This window comes from Tessaracoccus lapidicaptus, assembly GCF_001693815.1.
Classification (GTDB): domain Bacteria; phylum Actinomycetota; class Actinomycetes; order Propionibacteriales; family Propionibacteriaceae; genus Arachnia; species Arachnia lapidicapta.
This window is the reverse complement of record NZ_MBQD01000021.1, coordinates 50,975-66,983: the sequence shown is the minus strand read 5'-3', so window position 1 is coordinate 66,983 and position 16,009 is coordinate 50,975. Positions and strand designations below refer to the sequence as shown.

General features: G+C 69.0%; 11 protein-coding genes. 8 read left to right on the top strand and 3 right to left on the bottom strand.

Annotated elements, in window-relative coordinates:
• The first annotated feature begins 1 nt into the window (after position 1).
• The 3 genes from BCR15_RS07335 to BCR15_RS15275 are packed head-to-tail and all read left to right on the top strand — an operon-like array spanning position 2 to position 5,209.
• A complete protein-coding gene (locus tag BCR15_RS07335) occupies positions 2-2,461 on the top strand; it encodes an alpha-ketoacid dehydrogenase subunit alpha/beta (protein ID WP_068751554.1) in 2,460 nt (819 codons plus the stop codon).
• A 1-nt stretch (position 2,462) separates the two neighbouring features.
• Positions 2,463-3,809 (top strand): histidinol-phosphatase, encoded by a 1,347-nt coding sequence (locus tag BCR15_RS07330; RefSeq protein ID WP_068751553.1) that lies wholly within the window; start codon positions 2,463-2,465, stop codon positions 3,807-3,809.
• Complete coding sequence (locus tag BCR15_RS15275; RefSeq protein WP_256094500.1) at positions 3,806-5,209, top strand: SDR family NAD(P)-dependent oxidoreductase; 1,404 nt, start codon at positions 3,806-3,808, stop codon at positions 5,207-5,209. Before BCR15_RS07330 ends, BCR15_RS15275 begins: the two co-directional genes overlap by 4 nt.
• A 100-nt stretch (positions 5,210-5,309) precedes the next feature.
• On the opposite strand, the gene BCR15_RS07320 is transcribed toward BCR15_RS15275, so the two are convergent.
• Together BCR15_RS07320 and BCR15_RS14620 are read right to left on the bottom strand one after the other, a co-directional pair.
• A complete protein-coding gene (locus tag BCR15_RS07320) occupies positions 5,310-6,548 on the bottom strand; it encodes a prolyl oligopeptidase family serine peptidase (RefSeq protein WP_068751552.1) in 1,239 nt (412 codons plus the stop codon).
• A gap of 225 nt (positions 6,549-6,773) precedes the next feature.
• Positions 6,774-7,184, bottom strand: a complete 411-nt coding sequence (locus tag BCR15_RS14620) for a putative endonuclease domain-containing protein (RefSeq protein ID WP_141680065.1) — start codon at positions 7,182-7,184, stop codon at positions 6,774-6,776.
• 249 nt (positions 7,185-7,433) lie between these two features.
• Here BCR15_RS14620 and BCR15_RS14615 point away from each other — a divergent pair, with 249 nt between their 5' ends.
• The 5 genes from BCR15_RS14615 (at position 7,434) to BCR15_RS07295 (ending at position 14,702) form a co-directional block, all read left to right on the top strand.
• Positions 7,434-7,634 (top strand): hypothetical protein, encoded by a 201-nt coding sequence (locus tag BCR15_RS14615; protein WP_141680064.1) that lies wholly within the window; start codon positions 7,434-7,436, stop codon positions 7,632-7,634.
• 216 nt (positions 7,635-7,850) lie between these two features.
• Entirely contained in the window at positions 7,851-8,261 is a 411-nt protein-coding gene (locus tag BCR15_RS07310) for a CBS domain-containing protein (RefSeq protein ID WP_068751550.1), read from the top strand.
• Positions 8,262-8,796: 535 nt separating this feature from the next.
• Positions 8,797-11,190, top strand: a complete 2,394-nt coding sequence (locus tag BCR15_RS07305; protein WP_068751549.1) for a glycoside hydrolase family 3 N-terminal domain-containing protein — start codon at positions 8,797-8,799, stop codon at positions 11,188-11,190.
• Between the two features lie 97 nt (positions 11,191-11,287).
• Positions 11,288-11,698: a hypothetical protein gene (locus BCR15_RS14935; RefSeq protein WP_068751548.1), complete on the top strand. Its 411-nt coding sequence runs from the start codon at positions 11,288-11,290 to the stop codon at positions 11,696-11,698.
• Between the two features lie 46 nt (positions 11,699-11,744).
• Positions 11,745-14,702, top strand: a complete 2,958-nt coding sequence (locus BCR15_RS07295; RefSeq protein WP_068751547.1) for a glycoside hydrolase family 3 C-terminal domain-containing protein — start codon at positions 11,745-11,747, stop codon at positions 14,700-14,702.
• Positions 14,703-14,814: 112 nt separating this feature from the next.
• Here the strand turns inward: BCR15_RS07295 and glf are convergent, their stop codons facing one another.
• Complete coding sequence (gene glf / locus BCR15_RS07290; RefSeq protein ID WP_068751546.1) at positions 14,815-15,954, bottom strand: UDP-galactopyranose mutase; 1,140 nt, start codon at positions 15,952-15,954, stop codon at positions 14,815-14,817.
• Positions 15,955-16,009 lie beyond the last annotated feature (55 nt).

Below are 16,009 nucleotides of genomic sequence, written 5' to 3'. Positions count from 1 at the left end.
CATGCCACGCAACCTCATCGTCCACCCGAGCAACGTCCGTTCGGCGTCCTCCATCACCGCCCCGGAGATCCCGGTCAACCAGTACCGGCCGGACTTCGCCGCCGAGCTCGAGCGCTACGGCAAGCAGGGTCTCATCGACATCCTCCACGACATGATTGCGGTGCGTCAGTTCGAGACCATGCTCAACTCGATCAAGACCACCGGAGCCTGGAACGGCGTCGAGTACAACCACCGCGGCCCCGCGCACCTGTCCATCGGGCAGGAGTCGGCCGTCGTCGGCCAGGCCTCGCAGCTCGACCCGACCGACTTCGTCTTCGGCTCGCACCGCAGCCACGGCGAGATCCTCGCCAAGTGCTACTCCGCGGCGCGCAAGCTCGATCCCGCCGAGCTGGAGAAGATCATGCGCGAGTTCCTCGACGGCGAGACCCTCGGGTTCGCCGAGAAGGTCGAGCACGACGGTCTCCTCGACCTGGCCGAGAACTTCATCCTCTACGGCACCGTCGCGGAGACCTTCGCCCGGAAGGCCGGCTTCAACCGGGGCCTGGGCGGCTCGATGCACGCCTTCTTCGCGCCGTTCGGCTCCATGCCGAACAACGCCATCGTCGGCGGCTCGGCCGACATCGCCACCGGCTCCGCCCTGTTCAAGCGGGTCAACCAGCAGCCCGGCATCGTCATCGCCAACATCGGCGACGCCTCCATGGGCTGCGGCCCGGTGTGGGAGGCCATGATGTTCTCGGCCATGGACCAGTACCGCACCCTGTGGACTCACGGCGTGGAGGGCAACCCGCCGATCTGGTTCAACTTCTTCAACAACTTCTACGGCATGGGCGGCCAGACCTCCGGCGAGACCATGGGCTACGACATCCTTGCCCGCGTCGGCGCCGGGGTGAACCCGGAGGCCATGCACGCGGAACGCGTCGACGGCCTCAACCCGCTGGCCGTCGCCGACGCCGTCGCCCGCAAGCGCGAGATCCTCGAGTCCGGCCGCGGCCCGGTCCTCACCGACACCATCACCTACCGGTTCTCCGGCCACTCGCCGTCGGACGCGTCGAGCTACCGCACGCGCGACGAGGTCGAGCTGTGGGAGAGCCACGACGGCCTCAAGAACTACGCCGCGTACCTCGTCGAGAACAAGGTGCTCAGCCAGGGCGAGGTCGACGACATCCAGGCGACGTTCGACGAGCGCCTCACCAAGATCATCGCCATCGCGACCAAGGACGAGGAGTCCAGCCCCCGCGTCGGGATGGACTTCATCGAGACCGTCATGTACTCCAACGGCAACGTCGAGGCCATGGCCGACGGCGAGCCGCAGCTGCTCGAGCCGCTGGCCGAGAACGCCCGCGTGAAGTCGCTGAAGAACAAGGTGCGCAAGGCCACCGACGAGAACGGCAAGCCCGTCTCCAAGGCCAAGGCCTACTCCTACCGCGACGCCATCTTCGAGGCCGTGGCCCACCGCTTCGCCACCGACCCGACCATGGCCGGCTGGGGCGAGGAGAACCGCGACTGGGGCGGCGCCTTCGCCGTCTACCGCGGGCTCACCGAGCTGCTGCCGTACCACCGGCTGTTCAACTCGCCGATCTCCGAGGCCGCGATCATCGGCGCCGGTGTCGGCTACGCCCTCTCCGGCGGCCGCGCGATCGTCGAACTCATGTACTGCGACTTCCTCGGCCGCGCCGGGGACGAGATCTTCAACCAGGCCGCGAAGTGGCAGTCCATGTCCGCGGGCCTGCTGACGATGCCGCTGGTCATGCGCGTGTCCGTCGGCTCCAAGTACGGCGCGCAGCACTCGCAGGACTGGTCGGCGCTCGTGGCGCACATGCCCGGGCTCAAGGTGTACTACCCGGCCACCCCGTACGACGCCAAGGGCATGATGAACCTGGCGCTGCGTGGGACCGATCCGGTGATGTTCTTCGAGTCCCAGCTCCTCTACGACGTGGCCGAGCAGTTCGAGGCCGACGGCGTGCCCGAGGGCTACTACGAGGTGCCGGAGGGCGAACCGGTCGTGCGCCGCGAGGGCACCGACCTCACGATCGCGGTCATCGGCCCGACGCTCTACCGCGTCATGGAGACCGCGGACCTGCTGCAGGAGAAGTACGGCATCTCGACCGAGGTCATCGACCTGCGCTTCATCGCGCCGCTCAACCTGGATCCGATCGTCGAGTCGGTCAAGAAGACCGGCCGCCTCGTGCTCACCTCCGACGCCGTCGACCGCGGGTCCTTCCTGCACAACGTGGCCTCGCAGATCCAGACGCTGGCGTTCGACCACCTGGACGCGCCGGTCACGGTCGTGGGATCGCGCAACGCGATCACCCCGGCGGCCGAGCTCGAGAAGGAGTTCTTCCCGCAGCCCGAATGGCTCGTCGACGCCATCCACGAGCGGATCCTGCCGCTGGCCGGACACGTCCCCACCACCAACCAGACCGTCGCCGAGCTGGCGCGCCGGTCGCGTCAGGGGGTGTGACGTGTCGCGCGAGGCGATCAACGACCCCCTCGCCACGCCCGGCGAGCGGCTCGACGCGCTGAAGGGGTACCTGGAGGGCACGCCCGCGTTCCCGGAGTTCGTGACCGAGTCGAACAACCACGTGCACACCATCTACTCGTTCAGCCCGTACGCTCCGGCGATGGCGGCGCTGCGGGCCCGCGAGGCGGGGCTGCAGGTCGTCGGGTCGGTGGACCACGACTCCGCCGGCGCGGCCGCCGAGATGGCGGAGGCCGCCGGGCTCCTCGGGATGGGCGCGGTCACCGGCTTCGAGTGCCGCGTCTACATGTACAGCGAGGAGGAGGTGGCCGCGGGCCGCGCGCCGCTGCATGACCGCAAGCTCAACAACCCCGACACGGCTGGCATCGCCTACATGACAGTGCAGGGCATCCCGGCGCGCTCGCGCGATGCGGTGTCCGAGTACCTGGTGCCGGTGCGCGAGGCCCGCCTCAGGCGGACCGGGGCCATGGTGGAGCGGGCCAACGAGATCCTCGGCCGTCTCGGCGCGCCGCTGATCGACCTCGAGGAGGACATCGTCGAGCGGTCGCAGTTCCTCCGGGGCGGCACCGTGACCGAACGGCACCTGCTGGCGGCCATGGCGTCGAAGCTCATCGAGCGCTTCGGGGTGGGCCAGTCGCTCGTCGACGGCCTGGCCGAGCTCGGGCTCTCCCTCGGCGGCAAGGTCCGCGACCAGCTCGCGGACCCCGACAACCCGCACCTGGTGTTCGACCTGCTTGGCGTCATGAAGGCCGAGTTCCTCGGGCAGATCTACATCGTCCCGGACCGGACCGAGTGCCCGACGATGGCCGAGGTTGCCGCCTTCGCGACGTCCGTCGACGCCATCCCGGCCTATGCGTACCTCGGCGACGTCACCGCGTCGCCCACGGGGGACAAGAAGGCCGAGAAGTTCGAAGACGACTTCCTCGATCTCCTGGTGGAGGAACTGCGTCGCATCGGGATCCCGGCGATCACGTACATGCCGCCGCGCAACACCCCCGAGCAGATGGCACGGGTCGCGGCGCTGGCGGCGGAGCACGGGCTGTTGGAGGTGTCGGGCGTGGACATCAACACGCCTCGCCAGGTGTTCAACTGCCCGGAGCTCCAGCGGCCGGAGCTGGCCCACCTCAACGACGCCACCTGGGCGATGGTGGCCCACGAGCGGCTGGCCGAGGTCGACGGCGGCCTCGGGCTGTTCTCGGCCCACTCCCCGCTGGCGTCGCTGCCGCTCGCCGAGCGGGTCGCGCGCTACGCCGGACTCGGCCGTGGACTGGTGCAGGGTGGACTGACGGTCGCTGCGGCGGCCGACGACCTGAGGACGGTGACGGCATGAGCCTGGTCGAGATCGCGCCGGTCGTGCGCGGCGCCTACCTGGCCCGATACGGGGTCCCGGTCCTGGTGACCCCGCTGGCTGAGGTGCCGACGGAGTCGGCCTCGACGCTGGACCCGCTGGCTGAGGTGCCGACGGAGTCGGCCTCGACGCTGGACCCGCTGGCTGAGGTGCCGACGGAGTCGGCCTCGACGCTGGACCCGCTGGCTGAGGTGCCGACGGAGTCGGCCTCGACGCTGGACCCGCTGGCTGAGGTGCCGACGGAGTCGGCCTCGACGCTGGACCCGCTGGCTGAGGTGCCGACGGAGTCGGCCTCGACGCTGGACCCGCTGGCTGAGGTGCCGACGGAGTCGGCCTCGACGCTGGACCCGCTGGCTGAGGTGCCGACGGAGTCGGCCTCGAAGCCTAAGAAGGTCTCATCGATGGCGGACCTGCCCCAGGCCCTGGCCGACGCCGACTTGCCCCTCCCGGGCAGCGTCGTCGTGGAGGTCTCGGGGGAGCGCTTCGCCTTCTCCGCACGCACCCTCGGCGACCTCACCCCGCTCCCCGGTGCGCGCACCGCCGAGGCCCGCAGCGCGGCGTCGCGGTCCGCCGTCGTCGCGGGCAAGGTCGCCGTCGTCACCGGCGGTGCCCAGGGCTTCGGCGCGGAGATCGTCCACGGGCTGATCGACTCCGGCGCGTTCGTCTACATCGCCGACCTCAACGGCGACGGCGCCGCGGCCCTGGCCGCGGAGCTGGGCGACCGCGCCGCCGCGATCACGGTCAACGTGTCCGACGAGGCCTCTGTCTCAGCCATGGCCGAGCAGATCGCGGCGACCACCGGCGGCCTCGACCTCGTCATCTCCAACGCCGGCATCGTCCGGGCCGGGGGAGTGCTGGAGCAGGAGCTGTCCGCGTTCGCGTTGACCACGGACATCAACTACACGGCCTTCTTCCTCGTGACGAAGCACCTGGGCCGCCTGCTGGCTGCTCAGCACTCCGCCGCGCCGGGCTGGATGACCGACATCATCCAGATCAACTCGAAGTCCGGCCTGGTGGGCTCGAACAAGAACGGCGCCTACGCCGGGTCGAAGTTCGGCGGCATCGGGCTCGTGCAGAGCTTCGCGCTGGAACTCGTCGAGCACGGCGTCAAGGTCAACGCGATCTGCCCGGGTAACTTCTACGACGGCCCCCTGTGGTCGGATCCGGACAAGGGGCTGTTCGTGCAGTACCTGCGCTCCGGGAAGGTGCCGGGCGCCACGACCGTCGACGAGGTGCGCGAGTTCTATGAGGCCAAGGTGCCGCTGCGCCGCGGCACCACGGGAGCCGACGTCATGCGAGCGGTGTACTACATCGTCGAGCAGGCGTACGAGACCGGCCAGGCCCTCCCGGTGACCGGCGGCCAGGTCATGCTCAGCAGCTGATCCGAGGGGCAGAGCCCGTGACGTGCTCGACCGGCGGATCTAGTAGTGACTACGCCACCAGATCCGCCGGTCGACCGTCTCCGGCGCGACCGCCAGCGGGTCAGCGGTGCTGCTCGGCCATCCACTGCCAGAGGTGCTGCCCGTTGTGCTGCGGGTCGTTGCGTGCGGCATAGATCCACGACCAGTGCCCCATGAACTGGTGGCCCTGCCACGTCACCGTGTCGTAGAGCGTGACGATGGCGTCGTCGATCAGCGCCGCCGCCCGGCCGGTGTTGGGCTCCCACGGGAGGACGGTGTCGTCCTTCGAGTGCACGAGCCACGTGGGAGTCGAGCTGACGCTCTGCAGCTCGGCGTCGGTGAAGAAGTTGGGCGTCGCGCCGGGGCAGATGGGGACGATCGAGGCGAACTTCGTCGGGTACTCGACCGCCATCTTGAGCGACATGTACCCACCGTTGCTGCAACCCAGGACGTGCACGCGCTGCGGGTCAATCTTGTGGTTCGAGGCGAGGAGTTCGTCCACGAGCGCGGCGATCCGCGGCGCGAACCCGTCGCCGTCGTTCATCCACGCGCTGGGGGACTGCGGGGCGACGACGTAGGCCCCGCCGAAGATCTGCTGTGCCTCCGGCGTGATGAAGCCGAGCGCCCCGCGGTTGCCGCGCAGCTGCGCCTCGTTCGTCTGGCGCGCGTCCATGCCGCCCTCGCCGCCGCCGTGCAGCCAGACGACCAGCGGGTGCCTGCCAGCCCGGCCGTGGCCGTTGTTCGAAGGGGTGTAGAGGCGGTAGTTCAGCCCGGACGCGGACGTCCCGTAGCTGAAGGCGTCCGCCTCGGGGTTCGTCAGCTCGCTCTGGGTGAAGCTGTCGATCATCACCGGGCGCTGGTTGCGCAGCCGGAGGGGGGCGTTCTGAGTGATCGTGTAGGTCAGGTCGAACTCGACGTTCCGCCCGGCGGGGACGGTGTAGCCCAGGGTGCCGCCCCCGGGTACGCCCTCGGCGGTGGCCAGGTCGAGGGTGATGTTGCCCCGGTTGTCGACCCGGGCCGCGGTCACCTCACGCTGGACGTCGTAGACGCCGAAGGTGAGCTGCCCCGACGACGAGGGGAGCGGGCTCTCGGCCTTGGCCAGGACCGAGAAGGTCCCAAGCGTCAGGCTCGAAGGATCGAACTGCCCGAGCGCGCCCGCCCGGATGGTCAGCGACGTCACCTGCTCGCCGCCGTCGAGCACGCTGGCGTTCAGGTCGAAGCTGACCGAGGTGGCGGCCGAGGCCACCTGGGGGATGGCGGCCAGTGCAGGGATTGCTGCGGCCGAACCGAGCAGGGCACGTCGGCTGAGGCGTTCCATCATTTCTAGACTCCTTCGTCTGGGCTGGACTTGTCCGGTCCGCCGGGTCTCTCGTCGTGGAGGTCGTGGCGGACATGAGCATTCACCTGCCTGGCGGCGTGCAGCTTCGAGAGTCGTCGCATGATCGGTCCGCTCAGCGGCACAATCGGTCGTTGCGGGGGGCCGGGGGCTCGTGGGCTCGACCGGCTGATCTGGTCGCGACTACGCCACCAGATCCGCCGCTCCACCTCATCCCGCGCAACGCCGACAGCTTCTCAGCACGCCATCCCAGCCGCGTGGGCGCAACGCATCCGCCAGCTGTGCGGCAACACCGCAGGGGTCGCCGGCGACCGCGTGCCACCCGTACCGCAGCGTGACGGCGCCCTCCAGAATCAGCCGGGCGTTGTCGCGCTCCATGTCCTTGGACCACTCGACATGGTCGCGGATCCCGTCGAGTTCCACGACGAGTCGCGCCCAGCCGTACAGGCAGTCGGCCCGCCCCACGACGGAGCGAACCTGCCTCGTCGGGTGGGGCAGCCTGTGCGGAACGAGGACCTGCCGATGGAATCTCCATTCCAGCGCGCTCTCGATGCCGCTTCCGGCCTGGCGGCACAGGTCCCGGATCACGGTCGAGTGCCGGGTAGCGCGCCGGGTGTCCATGGCGGTGACAAGTCTGTCCGGCGTCGTCCTGCCCTGGGCCAGCGCTCGCGCGACGGCGGCGACGGTCCCATCCTCAGAGTTGACTCGGGCGAGGTCCAGCAGCGATGTCTCGACGGAAGTCCGGGATGGGCTCCCTCGCCCGCTTCGGACACCTCGCCGGTAGTGCACCACCCACGGGCCCAGGTCGAGAGGGTCCCGCCGGGCGGGGGTCCAGACGGCGATGTGAGATGGAGCATCACGAACAGCGTCATGGAGATAGGCAGCAGCGTCCTCGCCCAGGACCGCCTCGTCCCCGCCACGCAGAACACCTGCCCAGGCGGCGCTCAGCCAGCACGGCTCGGTGAGGAAGTGCAGCCCTTCCGCCGGCGAGACCCACTGCCGGGCCATCCGGCCGATCACCGCACGCGTGAGTCCGCCGTCGAGAAGTTGTCGCGTGGTGAGGAGGCCTGACTGCCGTTCCGCCAGAGCTCCCAGCGCGCGGGGGAGAGGTTGCCGCGGATGCATGGAGGCAGCCTGCCGTGCGGCGCCACTCCCGACCAGGCTCGGACGGCGGTCGGACAACACCGAGGTCCGACCGGACACCACGGTGTTTGGCGGGGCCCGGCAGCGGGTACCGGACAAGGTAGGCCAGTCACCAGGGCTGACCGTGACCCGCAAGGAGGAGCCATGAAGACAGCACGCGATCTCATGACCTCGCCGGCCGAATGCCTGGCACCCACCGCGACCCTCGCCGAAGCTGCGCGACAACTCAGCCAACACGACGTCGGCTCCATGCCCGTGACCGACGGCGACCTGCTGGTCGGCGTCGTGACCGACCGCGACATCGTCGTCAAGGGCATCGCTGTCGGCCTCGACCCCGCGTCCGCCACCGTCGCCGAGATCGCCACGCCCGACGTGGTGACCGTCGGTGTGGATCACGATGCGAAGGACGTCGCACGGATCCTCGCCGAGACTCAGATCCGGCGCATCCCCGTCGTCGAGGAGGGCAGGGTCGTCGGGATCATCGCCCAGGCCGACATCGCCCGCACGCTCGGCGACCGCCTCACCGGCGACATCGTCGAGGACATCTCGCGCTGACCGGCGCACCATTCGTTCGGTGTAACGCCCCCCGGGTTTGCCCGGGGGGCGTACCGTGGAACCTGTCCTATTTCCTAGACCACTCCGGGAGGCAATTTATGGGCATCGATGACAGTTATCAGACCGTAGGTAAGGCCAAGGAAGGCCTACGCGGGGTGTGCATCGTCTGAGACGAGCGCTGAACCGCAGCCTTTCTTCTGAGCGGGACGGGGTCGCCTGATGGCGGCCCCGTCTCTGTGTTCTCCGACGCCGGACGCAGGTTGTGCGCACAGACCGACAGGTTGTGCTTCGGGCTGGGAGAGCCTCATCCGCGCGCTGATTGAGTGTGTCTCGGTCACACGCGACCCATCATCCGGACCCGACTCGTGCCGTGGGCACGGGGTGGAGCCGGCGGGTCGCGGGGGCCGTGTCCCAACAGGATCGTGGCAGCCGGGGAGGGTGTCGAACGTGCATCACCTCCCGCTGACCCGGTCCGTGACTCAATGAGGAGAGAGTGATGAAGGTTCACCAGAGCGCGAGTGCAGGGGGGCGTCCGATGAAGCGTCCCGCCACGCGCATCATTGCCTTCGCCGGCATCGCCGCCATGGCCTTGTCGGGCTGCAGCGCGACCCCGGAGGGCGACGAGTCCTCCGCGCCGGCTGCCACGTCGCAGCAGGCCGCTTCGGGTTCCTACACCGAGCGTGAGGTCACCGACGGCACCACGACGTTCATGGTCGTCGACAACCCAGGCGATGGCCCGACCCTGTCGTACGGCGCCGAGAGTGGCATCACGCTGCTCGAGGAGGAGATCGACGGCGCGACCTACGCGTTCAAGGACATGAACGCCAACGGCGAGCTCGACACGTGGGAGGACTGGCGCGTCGAGGCCACTGAGCGCGCGGCCGACCTCGCCGACGACATGTCGATCGAGCAGATCGCGGGCCTCATGCTGTTCAGCTCGCACGAGCGCACGCCGCAGGACGGCCTGACCGACGCCCAGAAGACCTACCTGTCCGAGTCGAACCTGCGCGCCGTCCTCAACGCGGCCGGCAGCGACGCCAAGGTCACCGTTCCCTGGGTCAACGAGATGCAGGCCTTCGTCGAGACCCTGGCCACCGAGGACACCCCGTACGTGCCGGTCAACTTCGCGTCCGACCCGCGGTCGACCGCCGGCTCCGGCGGCTACAACGCCGAGGGCGCCGACATCTCGCGCTGGCCCTCGAACCTCGGTCTCGCCGCGACCTTCAACGCGGAGCACACTCAGAACTTCGGCGAGATGGCCTCGGCCGAGTACCGCGCCCTCGGGATCGCGACCGCGCTGAGCCCGCAGATCGACCTCGCGACTGAGCCCCGCTGGCTCCGCGTCGGCGGCACGTTCGGTGAGGACGTCGCGCAGAACACGGAGCTCGCGGCGGCCTACGTCGACGGCTTCCAGGGCACCGGCGGCGAGGACGTGTGGGGCCCCGAGTCGGTCAACGCGATGATCAAGCACTGGGCCGGCGACGGACCCGGTGAGGGCGGCCGCGAGGGCCACACCGACGCCGGCAAGTACGGCGTCTACCCGGGCGACAACTTCGACGAGCACGCCGCTGGCTTCCTCGGCTCCCTCGATTCGGCGGCCGTCATGACCGCGTACTCCATCGCGCTGAACGCCGACGGCGAGCCGCTGTTCGGTGAGCGCATCGGCACCGCCTACGACAACGGCCGCATGGACATCCTGCGCAAGGACAACGCCTACGAGGGCGTCGTCGTCACCGACTGGGGCGTCATGAGCGGCTCCAAGGACGAGGGCGCGTTCTTCGGCATGGCCTGGGGCGCGGAGGATCTCACCCCCGCGGAGCGCTACCTGGAGGTGCTCGGTACCGGTCACGACATGTTCGGTGGCGTCAACGACGCGACCTTCATCCTCGAGGCCGCTGACCTGTGGCAGCAGAAGTTCGAAGCCGGTGAGCTCGAGGTGGACGCGGAGACCCGCTTCCAGGAGTCGGGCGCCCGCATCCTCTCCATGCTCTTCAACCCCGGTCTCTACGAGAGCGCCTTCCTCGATCCCGAGGAGTCCGCGAAGGTCCTCGCCAGCGAGGACAAGATCGAGGCCGGCTATGCCGCGCAGCTCGACTCGGTCGTGATGGTCAAGAACGACGGCGGTACCATCGCAGCCGCCGAGGCCGCCGACTGGTCCGACAAGACCGTCTACATCCCGCGGTCCTACAGCAACGGCTTCGCCAGCGCGTTCGGCCCCGGCGAGTACACCGAGGGCCCCAGCATCGACGTCGAGGTCGCCGAGCAGTACTTCGGCACCGTCGTCACCGATGAGGCCGTGACCGATGCCGACGGCGTCGTCACGAGCTACACCGCCCCCGATCTCAGCAACGTCGACCTCGTCCTGGTCGGCATGGACAGCCCGGACAACGGCGGCAACTTCTCCAACATCGGCCACGATCTGGAGACCGACGAGTGGTACCCGATCTCGCTGCAGTACCGCCCCTACACCGCCGACGGCGAGAACGTCCGCAAGGAGTCGATCTCGGGCGACCTGCTCCCCGACGGCACGAAGCAGAACCGCTCCTACTTCGGCAACACCTCGCGCATCGCCAACGCGGCCGACCTCGACGCGTTCGAGCGTGCGGTGGCCGCCGTCGAGGCGAGCGGGAAGGACATCCCGGTCGTCACCGTCGTCAAGGCGACCAACCCGGTCATCCCGGCAGAGTTCGAGGCGGAGTCTGACGCTATCGTTGTCGGCTTCGGCACGAGCGACCAGGCGCTGATCGAGGTGTCGCTGGGCCTCTACGAGCCCCAGGGTCGTCTGCCGATCCAGTTCCCCGCGAACATGGACACCGTCGAGGCGCAGTTCGAGGACGTCGCCAAGGACATGACGCCCTACACCGACGCCAACGGCAACGTGTACGACTACGGCTTCGGTCTGAACTACGCCGGCCCGATCGCCGGCTGACGCGAACACCCGAGGGGGTGGCCGGCGGAGGTATCGCCGGCCACCCCCACCATCGGCCGCGGGATGAGCCCACGGCCAGAGACCACAAGGAGTAGCTGTGAACACCAACAAGATCCTGACCACCGGCCTCGGCCTGCTCATCGCCCTCACCGGCGCCCTCGGCGTCACCGCGTGCTCCAGCGACAACGGCGCCGGCACCGCGACCCAGAGCAGCCAGGCCGCCGCGTCCGTCGACGTGGCCGAGGACCTGGAGAACGCCCGCCTGACCGTCCTCGAGGCTCTCGAGGACGACGACTGGGCCCAGGTCATGCTCGCGAGCGACGTCGACGCCCCCACCGTCAAGTACGGGCTCCTCGTGATGCCGTACACCTACTCCGAGGCGACCTCCCGCGTCCAGGGGACGATCGAGATCGATGGTGGCGACTTCACCATCGAGGCCGACTCCGCCGAGACCGGCAAGACCTGGCAGATCGACCAGGACGGCAACATCACCGAGGTCACCGAGTAGTCCTCCGCGGACTCCCCATCCCGCCGCCCTCGAAGGAGAGTAAGTAGTGAACGCCCGACCGAAGAAGGACACCGGTCGCCAGAAGGCGCCCATGTCGAACAAGAAGTTCCTGTGGATCTGGATCCCCGTGCTCGCCACGGTGACCGCACTGATCGTCGCCGCGAACGTGGCGCTCGTCGTCGGAGGCGGATGGGTCGCGTCCCAGCTCGGGTCCGGCACCTACACCTTCACCAACTCCGAGGAATCGGCTGACTGGGACACCGAGTACTACACCTCGGACTTCGCCAGCATGGACGAGGTCGACGCCGCCGCCAGGGACCTGGTCGAGGAGATCGCGGCCGGTGGCATCGTGCTGGCCAAGAACGAGTCGGGCGCGCTGCCGCTCGCGTCCGCGTCGCGGGTGACGATGCTCGGCCGTGCGGCGGCCGATCCCGTCTTCGGCGGCGCCGGGTCCGGCTCGGTCGACACCCGGTCCGCGGTCACCGCCCGGGCCGGGCTCGAGAACGCCGGCTTCCAGGTCAACGATCAGGTCTACGCGGCGATCGAGGCCTTCTCCGCCGAGAACCGGCGCGGGCACATCGAGATGGACAACCCCGGCGCGTCGAGCTACAACATCGGCGAGCTGCCGGTCGGCGACTACGAGGCCCTCCAGGGCTCGTTCGCGGACTACTCCGACGCCGCCATCATCTACATCGGCCGCCCCGGCGGCGAGGGCGGCGACCTGACCCGCGACATGACGGACTGGGACGACAACGCGGCCGAGGGCCAGCACCAGCTCGAGCTGAACCAGGACGAGCGCGACCTCATCGAGCTCGCCAAGGAGTCCTTCGAGACGGTCGTCGTGGTGGTCAACGCCTCCACGACCATCGAGATGGGCGACGTCCAGGACGATCCCGGCGTCGACGCGGTCCTGCTGGCCGGTTCCCCCGGCGCGAGCGGGTTCGACGCTCTGGGCAGCATCCTGACCGGCGAGGTGAACCCCTCCGGACGCACCGCCGACGTGTGGGCCGCCGACTTCACGGCGGACCCGACCTACGCCAACTTCGGCGGGTTCGTCTACGACAACATCGAGGCCTCCTACCCGGTGTCGGCCGTCGAGCAGGCCACGTCCAACGCGACGCTGACCTCCGACGCGCCCTTCGTGAACTACGCCGAGGGCATCTACATCGGCTACCGCTACTACGAGACCGCCGCGGCCGAGGGCTTCATCGACTACGACGAGGCCGTGGTGTACCCGTTCGGTTACGGCCTGAGCTACAGCGACTTCGCCTGGGAGATCGTCTCCACCGAGACCGGCGACGTCGACGGCACCATTTCCGTCCAGGTCGAGGTCACCAACACCGGTGACGTCGCGGGCAAGGACGTGGTCGAGCTCTACTACACGGCGCCCTACACCGACGGCGGCATCGAGAAGTCCGAGGTCGTGCTCGGGGCGTTCGACAAGACCGGCCTCCTCGAGCCCGGCGCCTCCGAGACGCTGACCCTCGAGCTCCCCGTCGAGGACATGGCGTCCTACGACCACCTGGGCGAGCGCGCCTACGTCCTCGAGGCAGGCGACTACGTCATCAGCCTGCGCACCGATTCGCACACCGTCGCCCCGGGCGTCGAGCCCATCACGTACACGGTGGCCGAGGACGTCGTCTACTCCGGCGACAACCAGCGCTCCACCGACCTCGCGGAGGTGACCAACCAGTTCGACGACGTGTCGGCGCAGTTCACCAGCGAGCCGCAGGAGGGCAAGATCCTGTCGATGTCGCGCGCCGACTTCGCCGGCACCTTCCCGAAGGCCCCGACGGCCGACCAGTTCGTCGCCGATGAGGCCGTCGTCGCAGGGTTCGCCCCGTGGGACCACGAGGCGGCAGCCGACGCGTTCGACGGCGACAAGCCGACGACGGGCGCGGACTCGGACCTCACGCTGATCGACATGCGCGGTCTCGCGAAGGACGACCCGTTGTGGGCCGAGATCATGGACTCGCTCACGGTCTCCGAGATGACGGACCTGCTGCTCAACGGCGCCTACCAGACCGCCGGCATCGGGTCGATCGCCAAGCCGCAGACCCTGGAGCCCGACGGCCCCGCCGGCTTCTCGTCCTTCATCAACTCGTCGATCAACGGCGTGGCCTACCCGTCGCAGTTCCTCATCGCGCAGACCTGGGACGTCGACCTGGGCGCGGAGATGGGGCGCATGCTCGGTAACGAGGCGCTGCACAAGGGCATCAACGGCTGGTACGCCCCGGCGGCCAACCTGCACCGCTCGCCCTTCGGGGGCCGCAACTTCGAGTACTACTCGGAGGATCCCCACCTCTCCGGCGCGATGCTCACCGCCGTGGCCAACGGCGTCGCGGAGAAGGGCGTCTACACGATGCTCAAGCACTTCGCGCTCAACGAGCAGGAGACCAACCGCGTCAACAACGGCATCGCCACTTGGGCCACCGAGCAGACCATTCGTGAGCTCTACCTGAAGCCCTTCGAGATGGCGGTGAAGAACATCTCGATGGACGTCACCTACATCGCCGACGAGAACGGCACCATCGAGGAGACGACGATCGGCGCCGGCGGCGTCATGAGCTCGTTCAACCGCATCGGGACCACGTGGGCCGGCGGCTCCGAGGCTCTCATGACGAACGTGCTGCGCGGCGAGTGGGGCTTCGAGGGCTTCGCGATCTCGGACTTCAACCTGTACCCATACATGAACCCGAACCAGGGCATCAGCGCCGGTACCGACCTGACGCTGACGTTCCAGCCGTCGAAGTCGTTCAACGACACATCCTCGGCGAAGGCGGTCACCGACATCCGGAACGCGACGCAGAACATCCTCTACACGGTCGCCAACTCCAACGCCATGAACGGGCTCGCCCCGGGCACGACGGTGGACTACACGCCGCCGACCTGGGTCTACGTCCAGTACGCGGTCACGGCAGTGCTGGGTGCCCTGGTCCTCCTGGGGGCATTCCTGGTGTGGCGTCGGGTGCGTCGCCACAGCGGCACCGGGGCCTCCGTCTAGGCGAGCCGCCGACCGACGGTCGAACGACGAAGGGTGGGGTCCGCGCAACGCGGGTCCCGCCCTTCGTCGTCCGGTGTCGCGGAGCCGGGTGTGCGGCGAGGAGCGACCGCGCTCAGAACCAGCCGCGGACCGTGTTGTCGAAGCGGCTCAGCGCGGAGCCGATGGCCATGTGCATGTCCAGGTACTGGTAAGTGCCGAGCCGACCGCCGAACAGTACCCGCGGCTCCTCGGCCGCTGCCTCGCGGTAGCGCTCGAGCCTGGCCCTGTCCTCCGGCGTCGCAACGGGGTAGTACGGCTCGTCCGGGCCCTCCGCGAACCGCGAATACTCCCGCACGACGACGGTGCCGTCGCGGTGGGTGCGCTCAGGATGGAAGTGCTTGAACTCCAGCGTCCTGGTGTAGGGGACGTCCTCGTCGCACTCGTTGATCACCGCCGTGCCCTGGTGGTCCGCCACGTCGAGGACCTGCCGGTCGAAGTCCAGCGTGCGCCAGCCCAGCGCCCCGTACCGGTGGCCGAAGTACCGGTCGACGGGGCCGGTGTAGACCACCGGTACCTGCCCCACCGCGGCGTCCCGGCTGAACGCGTGCCCGTCGTCGAGGAAGTCGACGCCCAGCCGGATGTCGATCAGCGGATGGTCGGCCATCCGCTGCAGCCAGGCCGCGTAGCCGTGCCGGGGCATTCCCTGGTGGGTGTCGTTGAAGTAGCGGTTGTCGTAGGTGAACCGCACCGGCAGCCGCGTGATGATGGAGGCGGGCAGGTCCCGGGGGTCGGTCTGCCACTGCTTGGCCGTGTAGCCCCGGATGAACGCCTCGTACAGGGGCCTGCCGATCAGCGAGATCGCCTTGTCCTCGAGATTGCCGGGCTCGCGGCCCGCCAGTTCTCCGGCCTGCTCGTCGATGAGCCGGCGCGCCTCGTCGGGTCCGAGCCCGGTGCGGAAGAACTGGTTGATGGTGCCGAGATTGATCGGCAGCGGGAACACCTCGCCGCGGTGGCGGGCGTACACGCGGTGCTCGTAGGGCGTGAACTCGGTGAACCGGTTGACGTAGCCCCACACCGCGTCGTTGGACGTGTGGAAGATGTGGGCCCCGTACCGGTGTTCCTCGACGCCGGTGGCCTCGTCGACGGTGCTCCACGCGTTGCCGCCGATGTGGTCCCGCGACTCGACGACGGTCACCCGCAGCCCGAGTTCGGTGGCGGCCCGCTCGGCGATGGTCAGCCCGAACAGGCCGGAACCCACGACCAACAAATCCATCTCGTCCTCCCGGCAGGCAGCTCAGGGGCGAGGCTACCAGCGCTCCGCGGGGTCG